Source organism: Pandoraea sp. NPDC087047 (assembly GCF_044745225.1).
Classification (GTDB): Bacteria; Pseudomonadota; Gammaproteobacteria; order Burkholderiales; family Burkholderiaceae; genus Pandoraea.
In genome coordinates, this window is record NZ_JBIUZU010000008.1 from 136,030 (window position 1) to 151,381 (window position 15,352).

Sequence of the window (15,352 nt, forward strand, 5' to 3'; positions counted from 1 at the left end):
GCAGGCTGCCCATCATCAGGAAGAACGGGTAGATGAAGAGCGCCGTGGCGGCCAGTCCCATCAGGAACATGGGGCGGCGTCCGAGCTTGTCGGAGAGCATGCCGAGCGCGGGGATTCAGACGCACGTAAGTGCCTAGCGCCACGAGCAGCAGACTCACGAGGAACGGCACACGCCAGCCCCACGTCAGCAGATCGTCTTCCGGCAAACGCGTGATGAGCACGATGGGCGCGAGAAAGCCATAGACGAAAAAGTCGTACCACTCGATGGCGGTGCCGAAGCAACTCGCCGCCACCACGCGACCGAAGTTCGGTGCGGCGATGGCCGGAGCATCGGTGTGGCCGAGCGCGGCGGATGCAGCGCTCGCGCTGCCACAGCGGCAGCACGGCCGTCATGCCCGCCGCAGTGCACACTTTCTCTTCCCAATCGCGATGCGGCTGAAGATCGATATCGCCGAACAGCCCGTGCGTGATGCCCTCGGCGCGCATGGCCTGCAACCGTGTGACGAACGTCGCTTCGTACTCGCGCCAGTTGGCCAGTTCGATGTCCAGCGCAATGCCGAGCGCGTCGGCCTGCGCCTGCATCAGATCGCGCGGCAAGCCATGCGAGCGCGAGCTGTCACCGGTTTCGTCGAACATCGCCAGCAATCGCCGCACGTCGAAATGCGGTGCGCCGCTCGTGTCGCACGACAGCGCGTGATGCAGGGCAAGGCAGGAGTCCTTGCCGCCACTCCAGGAAAAGAAGGCATGGGTAGGCATGGTGGCTTGAGAGGTTATCGATGCACAAATGCAAAGCGGACCCCGGAGGGTCCGCCGCTTCAAACTTGCAGGCTGCCGTGTGGCTTCGTTGGCGAGCGCATGACATCGCGCTCAGTGCGAGCGGATCATCGTGCCGAACGGCTGCTCCGTCAGAATCTCCAGCAGCACCGAATGCTCGATGCGGCCGTCGACAATGTGCACCGACTTCACGCCGCTCTTCGCAGCATCGAGGGCCGACGAGATCTTCGGCAGCATGCCGCCCGAGATCGTGCCGTCTGCGAACAGTTCGTCGATCTCGCGGGCCGACAGATCGGTCAGCAGATTGCCGTCCTTGTCCATCACGCCCGGGATGTTGGTCATCATCACCAGCTTCTCGGCACCCAGCACCGTGGCGAGCTTGCCCGCCACGAGGTCGGCGTTGATGTTGTACGCCTGACCGTCTTCACCCACGCCGATCGGCGAGATCACCGGGATGAAGGCGTCGTCCTGAAGCGCACGCACCACGGCCGGGTTGATCGAATCGACTTCACCGACGTAACCGATGTCGAGGAACTGACCGGCGTGCTCGCGATCCGGCATCAGCATCTTGCGAGCGTTGATGAGGCCGCCGTCCTTGCCGGTAAGACCCACCGCCTGACCGCCGTACTGGTTGATCAGCATGACGATGTCCTGCTGGACTTCGCCGCCGAGCACCCACTCGACCACTTCCATCGTCTCTTCATCGGTCACGCGCATGCCCTGGATAAACGTGCCCTGCTTGCCGATCTTCTTGAGTGCCTGATCGATCTGCGGGCCGCCCCCGTGCACCACCACGGGGTTGATGCCGACGAGCTTGAGCAAGATGACGTCGCGCGCGAAGCCTCGCTTCAATCGCTCTTCGGTCATGGCATTGCCGCCGTATTTGATCACCACGGTCTTGCCGTGATATTTGCGGATGTACGGCATCGCCTCGGCCAGGATTTCAGCCTTGAGTGCGGGCGCGATGTCGTCGATGGAAGACAGTTGCAGATCGGACATGGCAGGAAGGTTCTTCTCGCAGGGGGAGCAGGTGGACCAGGAAACACGGCGAATTGTACAGCCAAGAAGCCCGTGCGTGCGGGGCTTTGACCGCTTTCGGAAGGGTCTGGGACTTGCATCGGCCAATGCCCATGGCTACCCTTTGTCACACACGGGGCGGCAACCGCAAAAGCGGCGATTTTCGCCCCGTCAGCGGTACACCATAGTGCGTGCGTATCACCCCTTTCACTCATTCGCGGACGCCCGTCAGTGGCCGATTTTTACCGCATCGCCGCCCACCGCCCGATTTGCGCGCCGCGCCCGCCCGCTCGTGGCCGGCCGATGACAGCGTCTGCGCTGTTGCAGTTGTGCAACTTGGGGGAGGGAAGACGGCTGGGGACAGGGGATGTGAAGGCGTGCCGTCTCTCACGAGATGGAAATCGCGCAGCGAGGTGCGGTAATGGATGACGAATCGATGGCCGGAAATCGGCAGGCCGGTGACGGCCCCGAACCGTCGCGCTGCCCGCGCTGCGGAGCCGCGGTGGCTTGCGGGGTGGTCGCTTCGGCGAAGGAAGGACGGGACACGGTGGGGCGCGAGCCGGGGAGCAAGACGGGCGAGGTGCATTGCTGGTGCCTCGACTGGCCGCGTCTGTCCGCGTCGCTCAGGCTGGGTGCCGGGGCGTGTCTGTGCCCGGCTTGCCTGCGCGCGGCGCTGATCGCCGCCGGTGTGGCGATCGACGGCACCGCCGCCGACCCCGCCGCCACCGGAGCGGCCAGCTAAGCCTCGCCGGTTACTGGCTATGCGCGCCGTGCGCCATGCCGGACATGGCGCCGCCCGCCGGAGCGGCTGCCGTCAGGTCACGCACGGTGGCCTGAACCTGCTGCTCGGACTTCTTGTGATCGGCAGTCTCGAACTTCAACGTCAGCGGCACGATGTCGCCCTTCTTGAGCGGCCCCTTCAGTTCCGTGAGCATGATGTGATAGCTGCCCGGCTTGAGCTCCACCGGTTTGTTGGCCTCGAGCGGCAAGCCCTTGGGCAACGCACGCATTTTCATGAGCGTGCCTTCGAGCTTCATTTCGTGGACTTCCGCATTGGCCGCCGCCGGGGTGCTCACGCTGACAAGCGTGGTGGCCTGGTGCGCTTGGAGCGTCATATACACAGCGGACGAGGTCTGGCCCGGAACGGTGCCGCGCGCCCATGCGTCAGAGACATCGACCTGCGCGGTTTGCGCGAAGGCCGAAGCCGACATCATGCCGAGACCGAGTACGGCCGCCACCAAAAGCTTGTGCTTCATGCAAACTCCTTTTTATTGTCTACGGGCTGGATAGCGCGGGCTGTTCGACGAAAACGTGCGCGACATGATGTCGCGCAAAACGTGAACGACCATTGTAGTCGCGCGCCGCGGAACGCGTGTGCACACAATGCAATGCGCGGCGTTGCATCGATGCGGCAGAGTGTCGCAGCGCCCCGCCGCGCCGGATGGCCCGTGACCCGGACTTGGTACACTTGTCGTATGACTCATTTTCCCATCGAGCGAACCAACGTCGTCCAGCTCTTCTGGCTGCGCTGCCTGGCCATCGTCGGTCAGCTGGCCACTATCGGGGTCGCACAACTCTGGCTCGGCGTGCGTCTGCCGCTTGAGCCGATGCTCACCATCGTTGCCCTCGAAGTGCTGTTCAACGTGCTCACGTGGATACGCGCGCGGCGCGGCGTCGAGCGCGCGAAGCGTCGCACCGATCTCGATCTGATGGGCCAGTTGCTCGTTGATCTGGCCGCACTCACCTCGTTGTTGTTCTTCTCGGGCGGGGCGACCAATCCCTTCGTCTCCCTCTTCCTGCCGGGACTGGCCATTGCCGCCGCCGTGCTGCCGTGGCGCAATGCGTCGCAGTTGGCGCTGCTCTCGCTGGTCGCTTACGGCGCGCTCAATTTCCAGTACGTGCCGCTCGATCTCGCCGATCCGGGCAACCTGCTACGTCTGCATCTTGCAGGGATGTGGGTGAACTTCGTGGTCAGCGTGCTGGTGATCGCGTGGTTCGTGTCGCGAATGTCTCGTGCGCTTCGTGCCCGCGACGCGCAACTCGCTCGCGCGGAACAGCGTCTGTTGCGCGACGAACGGATGGCCGCGCTCGGCGCGCAGGCCGCGAGCGTGGCGCACGAACTCGGCACGCCGCTCTCGACGATGGCGGTGGTGGTCGGCGAACTGCGCAGCGAGAGTCTGGGCAACGCCGCACTCAAGCCGTTCGAGCCGGACCTTCAGACGCTCGAACAACAGATCGCGCTGTGCAAGAGCGCCATCGGCCACGTGCAGATGCGCGCCGCCGCGCCGGTGCGTCAGGCGTTGTCCGAATGGCTGCCGGCGTTCACGACGCAGTGGCGTCTGCGACATCCGCAGGTACAGTTCCAGTTACGCGTGCCGCCCGAGTTGACGGTGCGAATCGAAGACACCGTGCAGGTCGGGCAGATTCTGACGATCCTGCTCGATAACGCGGCTTACTTCAGCCCGTCGTCGGTCACGCTCGATGTCGCCGTGGCACCGGACTACGTGCGCTTCACGGTATGCGACGAAGGCCCCGGCATGAGCGCCGAACTTCGCACCCGGCTGGGGAATTCTCCCGTTATGAGTACGCATGGCGGGCATGGCATGGGGCTGTATCTCGCCTTTGCCAGTGCGCAGCGCCTGGGCGGCGACATCGCCCTTACCCCCAACACGCCGCAAGGCACGCGCGCCGAGTTGCGCCTGCCGATGGCCACCTTCTTCTTCGGTTCGCGGAGTCAGACATGAACGCCTCCCATTTTCTTCTCATCGATGACGACGTCGTCTTCGCCGAAACGCTTGCTCGTGCGCTGACGCGTCGCGGCTACGACGTGCAGATCGCTGCCGACAGCGCCGCCGCCTTGCTCGCGGCGCGCACGCGTCAGTTCGATCTGATCTCGGTCGATCTGCATCTGGGGCACGACTCGGGACTGCCGCTCATCGCGCCGCTGCGGGCATTGCAACCGAAGGCGCGCATGCTGGTGCTCACGGGCTATGCGAGCATCGCGACGGCCGTGCAAGCCGTGAAAGATGGCGCCGACAACTATCTCGCCAAACCGGCGAACGCGGATACCATTCTCGCGTCGCTGCGCAACGACGCCAGCGAAACGCAAGCCGACGAGGCCTTCGAGAACCCGTCGCCCCTGTCGGTGGCGCGTCTGGAGTGGGAGCACATTCAACGCGTGCTCGCCGAGCACAATGGCAACATCTCCGCCACGGCGCGCGCGCTGAACATGCATCGACGCACGCTGCAACGCAAGCTGCTCAAGCGCCCGGTCAAGCAGTAACACCGCTGCGATCTCAGGGCCAAGCGAAGCCACTGCCCGGAACGAGAAACACCCCAAACGTTGGACGTCAGTCCAGCCTTTGGGGTGTTTTTTCATGGGTCTGTGGCCTGCGCACATGACGGAGAAAGCGTTGACCGGTTTTCACCGAATGAGCCGCCGCCCGTGCACTACGAGGTATGGCCTGTCGACGCGCTGGCTTGCATGAGTTGAGCCGCCACTGCGGCAAGGGACTTTCGATCGATCTTTCCCCAGACATTTCGGGGAATGCTTTCGACGAAGAATAGGTGCTCCGGGATCTTGTATCCGGCCAGCTGCGCTTCAAGTTGTGCCCGCAATGCCGCCTCGGTACATGATTCTCCAGCACCGTTTCGCACGACGAGGGCCGCTACCCTTTCGCCAAACTCCACGTCGGGCAATCCGAATACGGCGGCTTCACGGACGTGGGCATCCGACAGCAGTACGCGTTCGATCTCGGCCGGTGCGATGTTTCGGCCCGCACGCACGATAATATTTTTGGTTCTCGCGACGTACCGTAGATCCCCGTCTTTCTCCAGGCGCATCAGGTCGCCGGTGCGGTACCAACCATCGACTTTGGGATCGTGGATCACACCGGGGGACACCCAGTACCCCTTGAAGATGTTATCTCCCCGCACTTGCAGCTCGCCTATCGCACCTGGCACCACACTGCCCCCCTCGCTATCGACCAGACGGGCACGCGCCGGGTCCGCGCGATAGGTACCGAACTGGCTTCCCGGGCCGACGCACATGCTCGTTTCGGTCGTACCGAAGACAGGCTGAGGCTTCCAGCCGAAGACTTGTTGGAAGTTATCGATCAACACGGGGGCACACGCATCCCCGCTAACCGTGCAGGTGCGAAGAGACGAGACATCTCGCTTGCGGGCGCGCTGAGCGCGAGTCAGTTCGGCCAATCCGTACGGCGAGCATCCCAGACGAGTACAACGATGCCGTTCGATCGCGTCGAGAAATACGTTGGCATCGAAGGCGGCACACTCGGGGAGTGCGATGGTTCTGCCCAAATGGATGCATTGGACGATCGCGAGGACAGACGTCATGCAGAAAATCGGCGTGGGCACGAGCTCGATCCAATCATCGGGCGCAGACGAGCGCGGCGTCACCATGGCGCCAAGAGTTCGCTGGGTATGGACGACAAGCTTTGGCTCCGCCGTGGTACCCGACGTCGCCATGATGACCAAAGGCATATCGTCCGTTAAGGTGTCTGCGACAAACGGTGTGTCGTCTTCGCTTTGAAGCACCGTCCAGTCATCGACTTCACACGGCGCGTCATGCTCGCCGACACTAAACCACTGTGCCGGGGGAAGGAGTCCGTCCAACGCACGGGCCGTCAGCGCGTAATTCTCGATGTGAAACAGAAAGAGCGACGGTTGCAGCCGTTCGACCGTGCGCCTTGTCTCATTTGCCGTATAGCTCGTATTGATGGGCGCCACAATGGCACCAAGACACATCGCCGCAGCCACCGTTACGACACCCGCCGCGCTATTGCCCAGTTGCATCGCGATGCGATCGCCGGGCTGGATACCCCGAGCGGCAAGTCCGCGTGCCAGGCGCCACACCTCGCTGCCGAGCCGCGCGTGATCCCAGACCTGCTCGCCGAAAATCAACGCGGGTACCGACGCAGACGCAATTGCGTTTTGTTCCAGCGCCCGGGAGAAATGGGTCGCGCCGACGCGGGGCGCGACGACGGCTTCCGATGCATGTTTCATGATGTCCAAGACCTCACAAATCGATAGTTGTGACCGGTCTCGACATCGCTTGAAAAGCAGGGGCGAGACCGTCCCTGCGTTTTTAGCATGCGGGTTTCGTGGCCTGATGCCCCCGCCCGTTCATTTGGGAAAAGCACTCGCCTAGCGGCGTCTTATCCGTCTCAAACGAAACGGGCCGGGTTCTGTGCGATACAGAACCCGGCCCGCCATTGATGGATTGGACGGCTACGTGAACCCGACGCGCCAACTTTCCGGGGTCGGTTCACAAAGCACCTTCTATCACCTTGCGGCGAATGTCACGACCTCACAGCACGTAGCGCGACAGATCTTCGTTCTGCGCCACTTCCTCAAGGAAGCGATTCACGTACTCGGTGTTGATCGTGATGACTTCGTCAGCCTGCTTGCCGGCGTTGTACGAAATGTCTTCGAGCAACTTCTCGATGACGGTGTACAAGCGGCGCGCGCCGATGTTTTCCGTCTTCTCGTTGACCGAGAACGCGATTTCCGCGAGACGCTTGATGCCGTCCGGGGCGAATTCGAGCTTCACGTCTTCCGTGGCGAGCAATGCCTGGTACTGCTTGACGAGACTCGCGTCAGTTTGCGTGAGAATCGCTTCGAAGTCCTCGACCGACAGCGATTCGAGTTCGACGCGAATCGGGAAGCGGCCTTGCAACTCCGGAATCAGATCGCTCGGCTTGGCCAGATGGAACGCACCGCTCGCAATGAACAGAATGTGGTCCGTCTTGATCATGCCGAACTTCGTGCTCACGGTCGTGCCTTCGACCAGCGGCAGCAGATCGCGTTGCACGCCCTGGCGCGACACGTCACCACCGCCCACTTCGCTGCGCGTGGCGATCTTGTCGATTTCGTCGAGGAACACAATGCCGTTCTGCTCGACGTTGCGAAGCGCGAGTTGCTTGACCTCCTCGTCGTTGAGCATCTTCGACGCTTCTTCGTCGGTCAGGATCTTGAGCGCGTCCTTGATCTTGAGCTTCTGACGCTTCTTCTTCTGGTTGCCCAGATTCGCGAACATGCCCTTGATCTGCTCGGTCATTTCTTCCATTCCCGGCGGACCCATGATTTCCATGCCCTGTGCCGGAATTTCCACTTCGAGCTCGATTTCCTTGTCGTCGAGCGCACCCTCGCGCAAACGCTTGCGGAAGGTCTGACGCGTAACGTTGTCTTCGCCGCTCGGCTCCGTGTCGTGCGACGCCGCACCGAATCGGATGTCGCGCGACGATTCGCGCCCCGTCGGCAGCAGCAGATCGAGAATGCGATCCTCGGCCAGATCTTCAGCCTTGGTACGCACCTTCTTCATTTCGGCTTCACGCGTCTGCTTGATCGCGATTTCCGCGAGATCGCGCACGATGCTGTCCACGTCGCGCCCCACATAGCCGACTTCCGTGAACTTGGTCGCCTCGACCTTGATGAACGGCGCGTCGGCCAGCTTGGCCAGACGGCGGGCGATTTCGGTCTTGCCGACACCGGTCGGACCGATCATCAAAATGTTCTTCGGCGTGATCTCCTGACGCAGAGGCTCGGCCACCTGCTGACGGCGCCAGCGGTTACGCAACGCCACCGCAACGGCCTTCTTGGCCTTGTGCTGGCCGATGATGTGTTTGTCGAGTTCGGAAACGATCTCGGAGGGGGTCATATGGGTCATGACGTTCGCCAGATTAGGGGGTTCGCACAGAAGGTGACGCCCGGCCGGTCAATCCCCGGCCGGCAAGTCGCGCCGCAGGAGTTCGCCTCGCGGCGCGCGCGTCATCCGTCGTTACTTCGCTGCCTTCGGCGGCAGCGACTCGATAATGTGATTGCCGTTCGTGTAGATGCACATTTCGCCCGCGATCGTCAGCGCCTTCTTGACGATTTCGGCCGGCGTCAGGTCGGTATTCTCGACCAGCGCGCGCGCCGCGGCCTGCGCGTACGATCCGCCCGAACCGATGGCAGCCACGCCGCCTTCCGGATCGAGAACATCGCCGTTACCGGTAATGACCAGCGTCGTCTCGGCGTCGGCAACGATCATCATCGCTTCGAGACGGCGCAGCATGCGGTCCGTGCGCCAGTCCTTCGCGAGTTCGACGGCCGAGCGCGTGAGATGCCCCTGGTGCTTCTGGAGCTTCGCCTCGAAACGGTCGAGCAGCGAGAAGGCGTCTGCCGTGGCGCCCGCGAAGCCGACCATGACCTTGCCGTCATAGATGGTGCGGACCTTGCGCGCCGTTCCCTTCATCACGATGTTACCTAGCGTGACCTGCCCGTCACCGCCGAGCGCGACCTGATCGCCGCGCCGAACGGAGACGATGGTGGTGCCGTGGTATTGCTCCATGCCTGTTCCTTTTCGGGGGACGCCATGCGCCCCGTAACGATTGTCCCGGATGCCGCACCGCACGACTGTGACGGCACGCCTTTCCGGGCGAGACGTGACTGTAGTTTAGGGCAATCGAAAGAATATCAAGAGGCGTCGACGGCGGCGTGCGAGGCGCGCCGTAGACGACCGGCCGACACCGCTCGATGGGTATGGAAAGCGGCATGGATCGAGGCATTCGCGCGGCGTTGCGCCGCGCGAATCGGGGGATGCGAAACAAACTCTCGGAATTTGCTTCGTTTTTGCGGCGCTACGCCGTTCAGAACGTGGTGCGCAACCCGACGCGGACCGCGCGTCCACCCTGCGGCGCAATGTCGCGCAGGACTGAACTGGCGAGGCGCACCTCCTGATTGGTCAGGTTCTCGCCCTTCAGATACGCCAGCCACTGCGCGCCGCCCGTCTTGAACTGATACGTGAGCGCCGCACCGAGCGTGGTGTAGCCGCGCGTCGTCAGATCGTTCACCGGCACGCGCCCCTGGTTGCTCGCATGCACCATCTCCAGACGCGCCCCCCAGTGCCCCAGACCGTAGACGAGCGCCGCCGTCAGGCGTAACGGGGCGATGCGCGGCAGCGGTTCGCCCGTGTCGCGATTGCGGCCGATGGTGTAGTCGCCGCGCAGCTCGACATCGAGGTTGCCGTAGCCCTGCCACACGCGCGCGCGGCCTTCGGCTTCGAAGCCATAGAGATCCGCCGGCACACCGGCGTATTGATAGACCGGCAGCGACTTGTCGTCTTCCTCGACCGTCTGGCCCGTGTTGTTCAGTGCGATGAAGTTGGTGAAGCGGCTGTAGAACACCCCTACGCTGCCCTTGTTCGGGCCGCGCTCATAGCGCAGCGACAGATCCGTCGAGAACGCCTTTTCCAGCTTGGCCTGCGGATTGCCGATCTCGAACACCCCGGTCGCAAGGTGCGGGCCGTTCGCGTACAGCTCGTAGAACGTGGGCGCGCGCTCGGTGTACGACGTGTTGAGCGCCACCGACCATGCCGGCGCCAGCGCGAAGACCGCGCCCGCCGACACGCTGCCCGGCGTGAAATTGCGCAACGGCAGGTTCTCGAAGCGATCGTTGCCACCGGCACTCGGCTTCACGCTCGAGTGCTCGATACGCGCACCGAACGAGAGCTTCACAGCCTGATTGACGGCCCACTCTTCGAGCGCGAACAACGCCACGTTATCGGTGTCGCTCTTCGGCACGAACGCCTCTTCGCCGAGTGCCGAGAAGGTGCTCTGCGAGAACTGCACGCCCACGGCTCCCTCAATCGGCCCGATCTTCGCGTGACGCGCTTCGATACGTCCCTCGTAACCGTGATGCTTGAAGGTCGTGCCCGTCTGTCCGTTCTCGATTTCCTTGTGCTCGTAGTCGGTGTAGCCAAAGTCGAACTTGAGCGCGGTGAACGGGCCGCTCAGGTTGCGCACTTCACTTGCGAGCGCGAGACGCTGCTGGCGCAAACGGATGCGCGTGTTCTCCTCGGCGACGGTGCCGTAGTCGGCGTCGTAACCGGAATAGGAAAGGCCGGCGTAACCGTTGGCCCACGTCCATGAGGCGCCCGCGGCGGCGCCGCTCGTCTGGCCGTCGCTGTTGGGCAGGGTGCCCGACGCTTGCGGCGTGTCTTCGTCGTCGCGAGCACGTTGCTGCGCCGACCGGGCGAAGCCAGGAATGCGCAGGTCTGCGCTCTTGCGCGCAAAGCCGTCGATGTGGAGCGCGAACTGGCCGTTGCCGAATTCGAGTTGTGCCGCGCCCGCGCGCTCGCGGTTGGCGCCGCCGTAGCTGACGTCCGTCGCCCCCGAAACGCCCGTGAAGGACTCGCGCGGAATGCGGTTGTCGATGGTGTTGACCACGCCACCGACGGCATTGCCGCCATACAGCAGCGCCGCCGGGCCGCGCACGATTTCCACGCGCTCGATGCTCAGCGGATCTTGCGCGACGGCGTGGTCGTAGGACAGCGACGAGGCGTCGAGCGATGCCGTGCCGTTTTGCAGCACACGGATGCGGTCGCCGTCGAGGCCGCGAATGATCGGGCGGCTGACGTTCGGTCCGTACGACGTGGCCGAGACACCCGGCAGGCCGTCGAGCGTCTCGCCGAGCGTGGCGGCGCGGCGCAGCGCCAGCGCGCGGCCGTCCAGTTCGGTGACGGGGGCGGCCAGGTCGGCGGCGGCGCGTCCGAGCGGATTGCCCGTGACGAAGGTGGTCGGCAATGCGGCTTCGAACGACGTCGCCAGTTGTGCGGGCGCGGCAGTCGCGGCTTGCTGCGTGGAAGACGCTGAAGACGTCGAAGACGTCTCATCGGCCTGCGCGCACAGGCTGGTCATCGCGAACACACCGAACGTGAGCGCCGCGGCGAGCGGCAGCGGGGCGAGCTTCAGCGAGGTGCGGCGGTTGGAAGCGGAGAAAGTGGAGAAAGCAGAGGCAGTGGACGAAGCGAGGGCGAGCGAGGACCTCACGCGATCACGCGCGACGTGCAAGGAAGGAGTTGTCATGTCGGTCTTGTTTCTATTCGGTCTGAGGGGGCCGGTCGGGGGCGTCGTCAAACGTCGCCCGGGCACCCCGTGAATCGGCACGAACGAACGCGCGGCAGCACGCCGACGCCGCAGACCGAAAGGCTGCGCACGTCAGTGCGGATGCACACGGGAATTCGTTGAAAACGCCAGAAGCGTTGCCGGAAGTTTGTGAAGCGCGCGAAGCCATTCGCGCGTCGGATCAGACCGAAACCGGTGGGGCGCGGGAGTCGAACGGGAGGACAACGGCGCTGGCGTGACTGCGTCCGTTGGCGCGCAACGGAGCGTCTGACGCATCGGCGCCACCTGTCCATTGCAGCACCGCCACGGCCATGGCGGCCGCGAGCGTCGCCCCTTCGAAAAGATGGCAATGATGATGGTGACTGCCGAAGCCGGAGTGCGACGTGGGCGCCGATGCCACGGACCAGGCGGCGGCAATCGCGGCGTCCGAGTCAGCCGCGTCGTCGGCGTCGGTGACATTCGAGGCATTCGCCGCGGGCGACGCACCGTTCTGCGCAGCCGCCGGTACCGCGCTGCCGGATAACTCGCGGGCGTGCGCGATCTCGTGCTGCAAGCCCCACATCTGCACGCAAAGCAACGCGGCGATGAGCCACGCGATCCAGCCGCTGCGTCCACGGCCGAGTGACGCACGCAAGCGCGTACGCCAAGGGCGAGCAGCAGGATCGATGGACGGCATGGGCAGATGAAATTGCAACTGAGTTGCAATTTTGCCATAACGCCGCGGTTCTCGCGAGCCTTACCTGCCGTTGCGCGCAGACGACAGTTCGAGACGGAAAGATCGTGGCCGGCCGGTCGACATCAAAAAGAAAATAAAAAAGGCATGTCGCGAAGACATGCCTTTGATCACCCAGATGGCCCGCCCCGACTAAGTGCCGACCTGCTGTGCACCGAGTGCGGACTGAATACCGCCACCGCGCGGCATCGGGCCTGAGCGCTCGACGATCAGTCGCCGAACAGCTTCTGACGCAGTTCGCGGCGCTCTTGCGCTTCGAGCGACAGCGTGGCCGTCGGGCGAGCGAGCAGACGCGGCACGCCGATCGGCTCGCCCGTCTCTTCGCACCACCCGTAGTCGCCCGACTCGATGCGGGCGAGCGACTGTTGCACCTTCTTCAGCAGCTTGCGTTCGCGATCACGCGTACGCAGTTCGAGGGCGTGTTCCTCTTCGATCGTGGCGCGGTCGGCCGGATCCGGAACGAGGATGGTTTCCCTCAGATTTTCAGTTGTCTGACCGGCGTTACGCAGAATCTCCGCCTGTAGCTCTTCCAGACGATTCTTGAAGAATTCGAGTTGAGCCGCATTCATGTAGTCCTTGTCGGACATCTTCAGAATTTCGGCCTCGGTCAAAAGTCGTTGCTTGCTCATGGGTTTCTGTGGCGTCTCTTTCGGATGATCCGGCGATGCCCCTGTAGCGGGTGGCACGTTTTGCTTACCGGCAATGCCGCGGGCGGCTTCCTGGGTTACTTTCCTGCCGGACGATTTGGCGGGCCCCTTCTTGGCAGCGGCCTCGTCGCCCGTCTTCGATTTGCCTGCTGGAGCACGCTTGGCGCCCGCTTCCGGCACCGGTTCAGACCGGCGCGTGGGGCGTGCGGTGGCAGTCTTGCGAGAGGCGGTGGCCATGGCGGTGCTCCCCTGCCTACCCTCCGGAGTGCCGCGTCAGTTCGCTGGCGGCAGTCCCAGTGGGCAGGTATTGTAACCGAATCGTTCGACAGTCCCGCTTAAGGGCTTTCCCGTCACCCGATTCGGCGATTCCGCTCAGACCAGACAGCGCTCCAGCCCTTGCAGGATGATGTCTTTCGGCAGCTCGGCACCGATGAACACCATCTTGGTGTTCGGCGTTTCGCCAGGTTGCCACTTGGCGCCCACGTCGCTCCCCATCATCTGGTGAACGCCCTGGAACACGACCCGGCGGTCGATACCGCGCATGTTTAATACGCCTTTATAACGCAATAAGCGTTCGCCGTACACCTGTAGGATGCTCCCGAGGAAATCCTCCAGCTTGGCCGGATCGAATGCCTTTTCGCTGCGGAAGACGAACGACTTGATGGCGTCGTCGTGGTGAACGTGAGGGTGATGATGGTGCCCGTGGTCGTGACCTTCGTGGTCGCACTTGCCGTGATCGTGGTCGCAATGCGAATGATCGTGGTCGTGGTCGTGACCGTGCTCATGATCGTGCGCATGCTCGTCGGCGGCGAGGAAATCCGGATCGATGTCGAGCTTGTCGTTCAGGTTGAAGCCGTGAATGTCGAAGATCTGCGTCAGATCGGCCTGACCGAAATCGACCACCTGCTGCGGTGCACGCGGGTTCATGTGCGCGAGGCGATGCTTCAGGTCGTCGAGCGCTTCCGGGTTGACCAGATCGGCCTTGGTGATGAACAGACGGTCGGCAAAGCCCACCTGACGCTGCACCACTTCGTGCTGATCGAGCTGCTGCTGGCCGTGCTTGGCGTCGACCAGCGTGATGATGGCGTCCAGCCGGTACGTGTCGGCCACTTCGTCGTCGATGAAGAAGGTCTGCGCCACGGGACCGGGGTTGGCCAGGCCGGTCGTCTCGATGACAACGCGGTCGAACTGGATCGAGCCCGCGTCGCGCTGGCTGTTCAGATCGGAGAGCGCCTGCACCAGATCGCCACGGATCGTGCAACAAATGCAGCCGTTGCTCATCTGCACGATCTGCTCGGCGTTGTCCTGCACGAGAATGTCGTTGTCGATGTTCTCTTCACCGAATTCGTTCTCGATGACGGCGATCTTCATGCCGTGCGCTTCGGTCAGAATTCGCTTGAGCAACGTGGTTTTGCCACTGCCGAGAAAGCCGGTCAGGATGGTGACGGGAGTCATGAATGCAATGTCCTGTTATGAAGCGGCATATCCGGCGACGCCCCGATGCCGTCGCGACCGGCCGAATATGCGTGATGCGTGAGGCGTGGATACGCCCGAATGTCGCTCACTCTACCCGAGGTGACAAAAGAGTGCCGGCAAGCTGAGCGATGTTCGGATAGCGCCGGGTAGGCGTTGCGTCAGTTCGTGGCGCCCGCGCACTGCGCGCAGGTGCCGTGAATCAGTAGCTCGACTTGTTCGCCCACGAAACCCTTGGGCAGGCGCTTGAGTTCGCGCTCACTCAATTGGGGATGCTGGGGCCAATCGTCAAGGCAGAAAGTTCGATGACAGCGTACACAGCGGAAATGACCGTGCTGCGTATGCGGACGCGGCGCGCTGGCGCGTTCGGGATCGACGTGTTCAGCCATCACGAAGCGGAAGATGCGATCGTCGCCTGCCTGCTTGATGGCCCAGCCCTGCGCGACCAGCCAGTCGAGTACACGGTAGGCCGTCACGCGGTCGAGCGGATCGGCGTCGGTGGCCAGGTCGGCCAGCACTTCCTGATGCGTGAGCGGCCGGCCTGCCTTGAGCAGCAACGCCAGCACACGGACACGCCCCGAGGTCACGCGGCCCGACTGCTCCTGCAGGCTCGTGCGGGCGGCTTCCAGATACGGTTGTAGTTGAGTAAGGCTCATGAATCGATTTAAGCACAGCGCCGTCAGCGCTGCAACCGAGTTGCAAAAGTGGATCGCTGATGCACTCGCTTCCGGGACCGTTTCTGGGATGTTACACAGCGGTTGACGTAAAGTGACCGAAAGTCGACGGGCAATGCGTCATACAAT

14 protein-coding genes are annotated in these 15,352 nt (G+C 63.3%); 3 read left to right on the forward strand and 11 right to left on the reverse strand.

What is annotated here, in order from left to right:
• Positions 1-60: 60 nt before the first annotated feature.
• Positions 61-756: a hypothetical protein gene (locus ACIPHM_RS16810; protein ID WP_400330341.1), complete on the reverse strand. Its 696-nt coding sequence runs from the start codon at positions 754-756 to the stop codon at positions 61-63.
• Between the two features lie 111 nt (positions 757-867).
• Positions 868-1,773, reverse strand: a complete 906-nt coding sequence (gene argB, locus ACIPHM_RS16815; RefSeq protein WP_400330344.1) for an acetylglutamate kinase — start codon at positions 1,771-1,773, stop codon at positions 868-870.
• A 454-nt stretch (positions 1,774-2,227) separates the two neighbouring features.
• Between argB and ACIPHM_RS16820 the strand changes: the two genes are divergently transcribed.
• Positions 2,228-2,533, forward strand: a complete 306-nt coding sequence (locus ACIPHM_RS16820; RefSeq protein ID WP_400330855.1) for a cysteine-rich CWC family protein — start codon at positions 2,228-2,230, stop codon at positions 2,531-2,533.
• 10 nt (positions 2,534-2,543) lie between these two features.
• On the opposite strand, the gene ACIPHM_RS16825 is transcribed toward ACIPHM_RS16820, so the two are convergent.
• Complete coding sequence (locus tag ACIPHM_RS16825) at positions 2,544-3,047, reverse strand: copper chaperone PCu(A)C (protein ID WP_400330347.1); 504 nt, start codon at positions 3,045-3,047, stop codon at positions 2,544-2,546.
• A 219-nt stretch (positions 3,048-3,266) separates the two neighbouring features.
• On the opposite strand from ACIPHM_RS16825, the gene ACIPHM_RS16830 reads away from it, so the two are divergent.
• Positions 3,267-4,535, forward strand: coding sequence for an ATP-binding protein (locus ACIPHM_RS16830; RefSeq protein ID WP_400330349.1), 1,269 nt, complete (start codon positions 3,267-3,269; stop codon positions 4,533-4,535).
• Complete coding sequence (locus ACIPHM_RS16835; protein WP_400330352.1) at positions 4,532-5,074, forward strand: response regulator transcription factor; 543 nt, start codon at positions 4,532-4,534, stop codon at positions 5,072-5,074. The genes ACIPHM_RS16830 and ACIPHM_RS16835 overlap by 4 nt, the downstream gene beginning before the upstream one ends.
• Positions 5,075-5,241: 167 nt before the next feature.
• Here the strand turns inward: ACIPHM_RS16835 and ACIPHM_RS16840 are convergent, their stop codons facing one another.
• The 8 genes from ACIPHM_RS16840 to ACIPHM_RS16875 all read right to left on the reverse strand — a co-directional run bounded on the left by ACIPHM_RS16840 (position 5,242) and on the right by ACIPHM_RS16875 (position 15,205).
• Complete coding sequence (locus ACIPHM_RS16840; protein WP_400330355.1) at positions 5,242-6,816, reverse strand: class I adenylate-forming enzyme family protein; 1,575 nt, start codon at positions 6,814-6,816, stop codon at positions 5,242-5,244.
• Positions 6,817-7,120: 304 nt separating this feature from the next.
• Positions 7,121-8,479 (reverse strand): ATP-dependent protease ATPase subunit HslU, encoded by a 1,359-nt coding sequence (gene hslU / locus ACIPHM_RS16845; protein ID WP_400330358.1) that lies wholly within the window; start codon positions 8,477-8,479, stop codon positions 7,121-7,123.
• A gap of 111 nt (positions 8,480-8,590) precedes the next feature.
• Positions 8,591-9,142, reverse strand: coding sequence for an ATP-dependent protease subunit HslV (gene hslV / locus ACIPHM_RS16850; protein WP_046290402.1), 552 nt, complete (start codon positions 9,140-9,142; stop codon positions 8,591-8,593).
• 298 nt (positions 9,143-9,440) lie between these two features.
• Positions 9,441-11,489, reverse strand: coding sequence for a TonB-dependent receptor (locus ACIPHM_RS16855; RefSeq protein WP_400330858.1), 2,049 nt, complete (start codon positions 11,487-11,489; stop codon positions 9,441-9,443).
• A 388-nt stretch (positions 11,490-11,877) separates the two neighbouring features.
• Positions 11,878-12,330 carry a hypothetical protein gene (locus ACIPHM_RS16860; protein ID WP_400330362.1) on the reverse strand — a complete coding sequence of 151 codons (453 nt, stop codon included), beginning with the start codon at positions 12,328-12,330 and terminating at the stop codon, positions 11,878-11,880.
• A 308-nt stretch (positions 12,331-12,638) separates the two neighbouring features.
• Positions 12,639-13,058, reverse strand: coding sequence for an RNA polymerase-binding protein DksA (dksA, locus tag ACIPHM_RS16865; RefSeq protein WP_400330861.1), 420 nt, complete (start codon positions 13,056-13,058; stop codon positions 12,639-12,641).
• Positions 13,059-13,448: 390 nt separating this feature from the next.
• Positions 13,449-14,531 (reverse strand): CobW family GTP-binding protein, encoded by a 1,083-nt coding sequence (locus ACIPHM_RS16870; protein WP_400330365.1) that lies wholly within the window; start codon positions 14,529-14,531, stop codon positions 13,449-13,451.
• A 179-nt stretch (positions 14,532-14,710) separates the two neighbouring features.
• Entirely contained in the window at positions 14,711-15,205 is a 495-nt protein-coding gene (locus ACIPHM_RS16875) for a Fur family transcriptional regulator (protein ID WP_039394764.1), read from the reverse strand.
• Between the last annotated feature and the right edge of the window lie 147 nt (positions 15,206-15,352).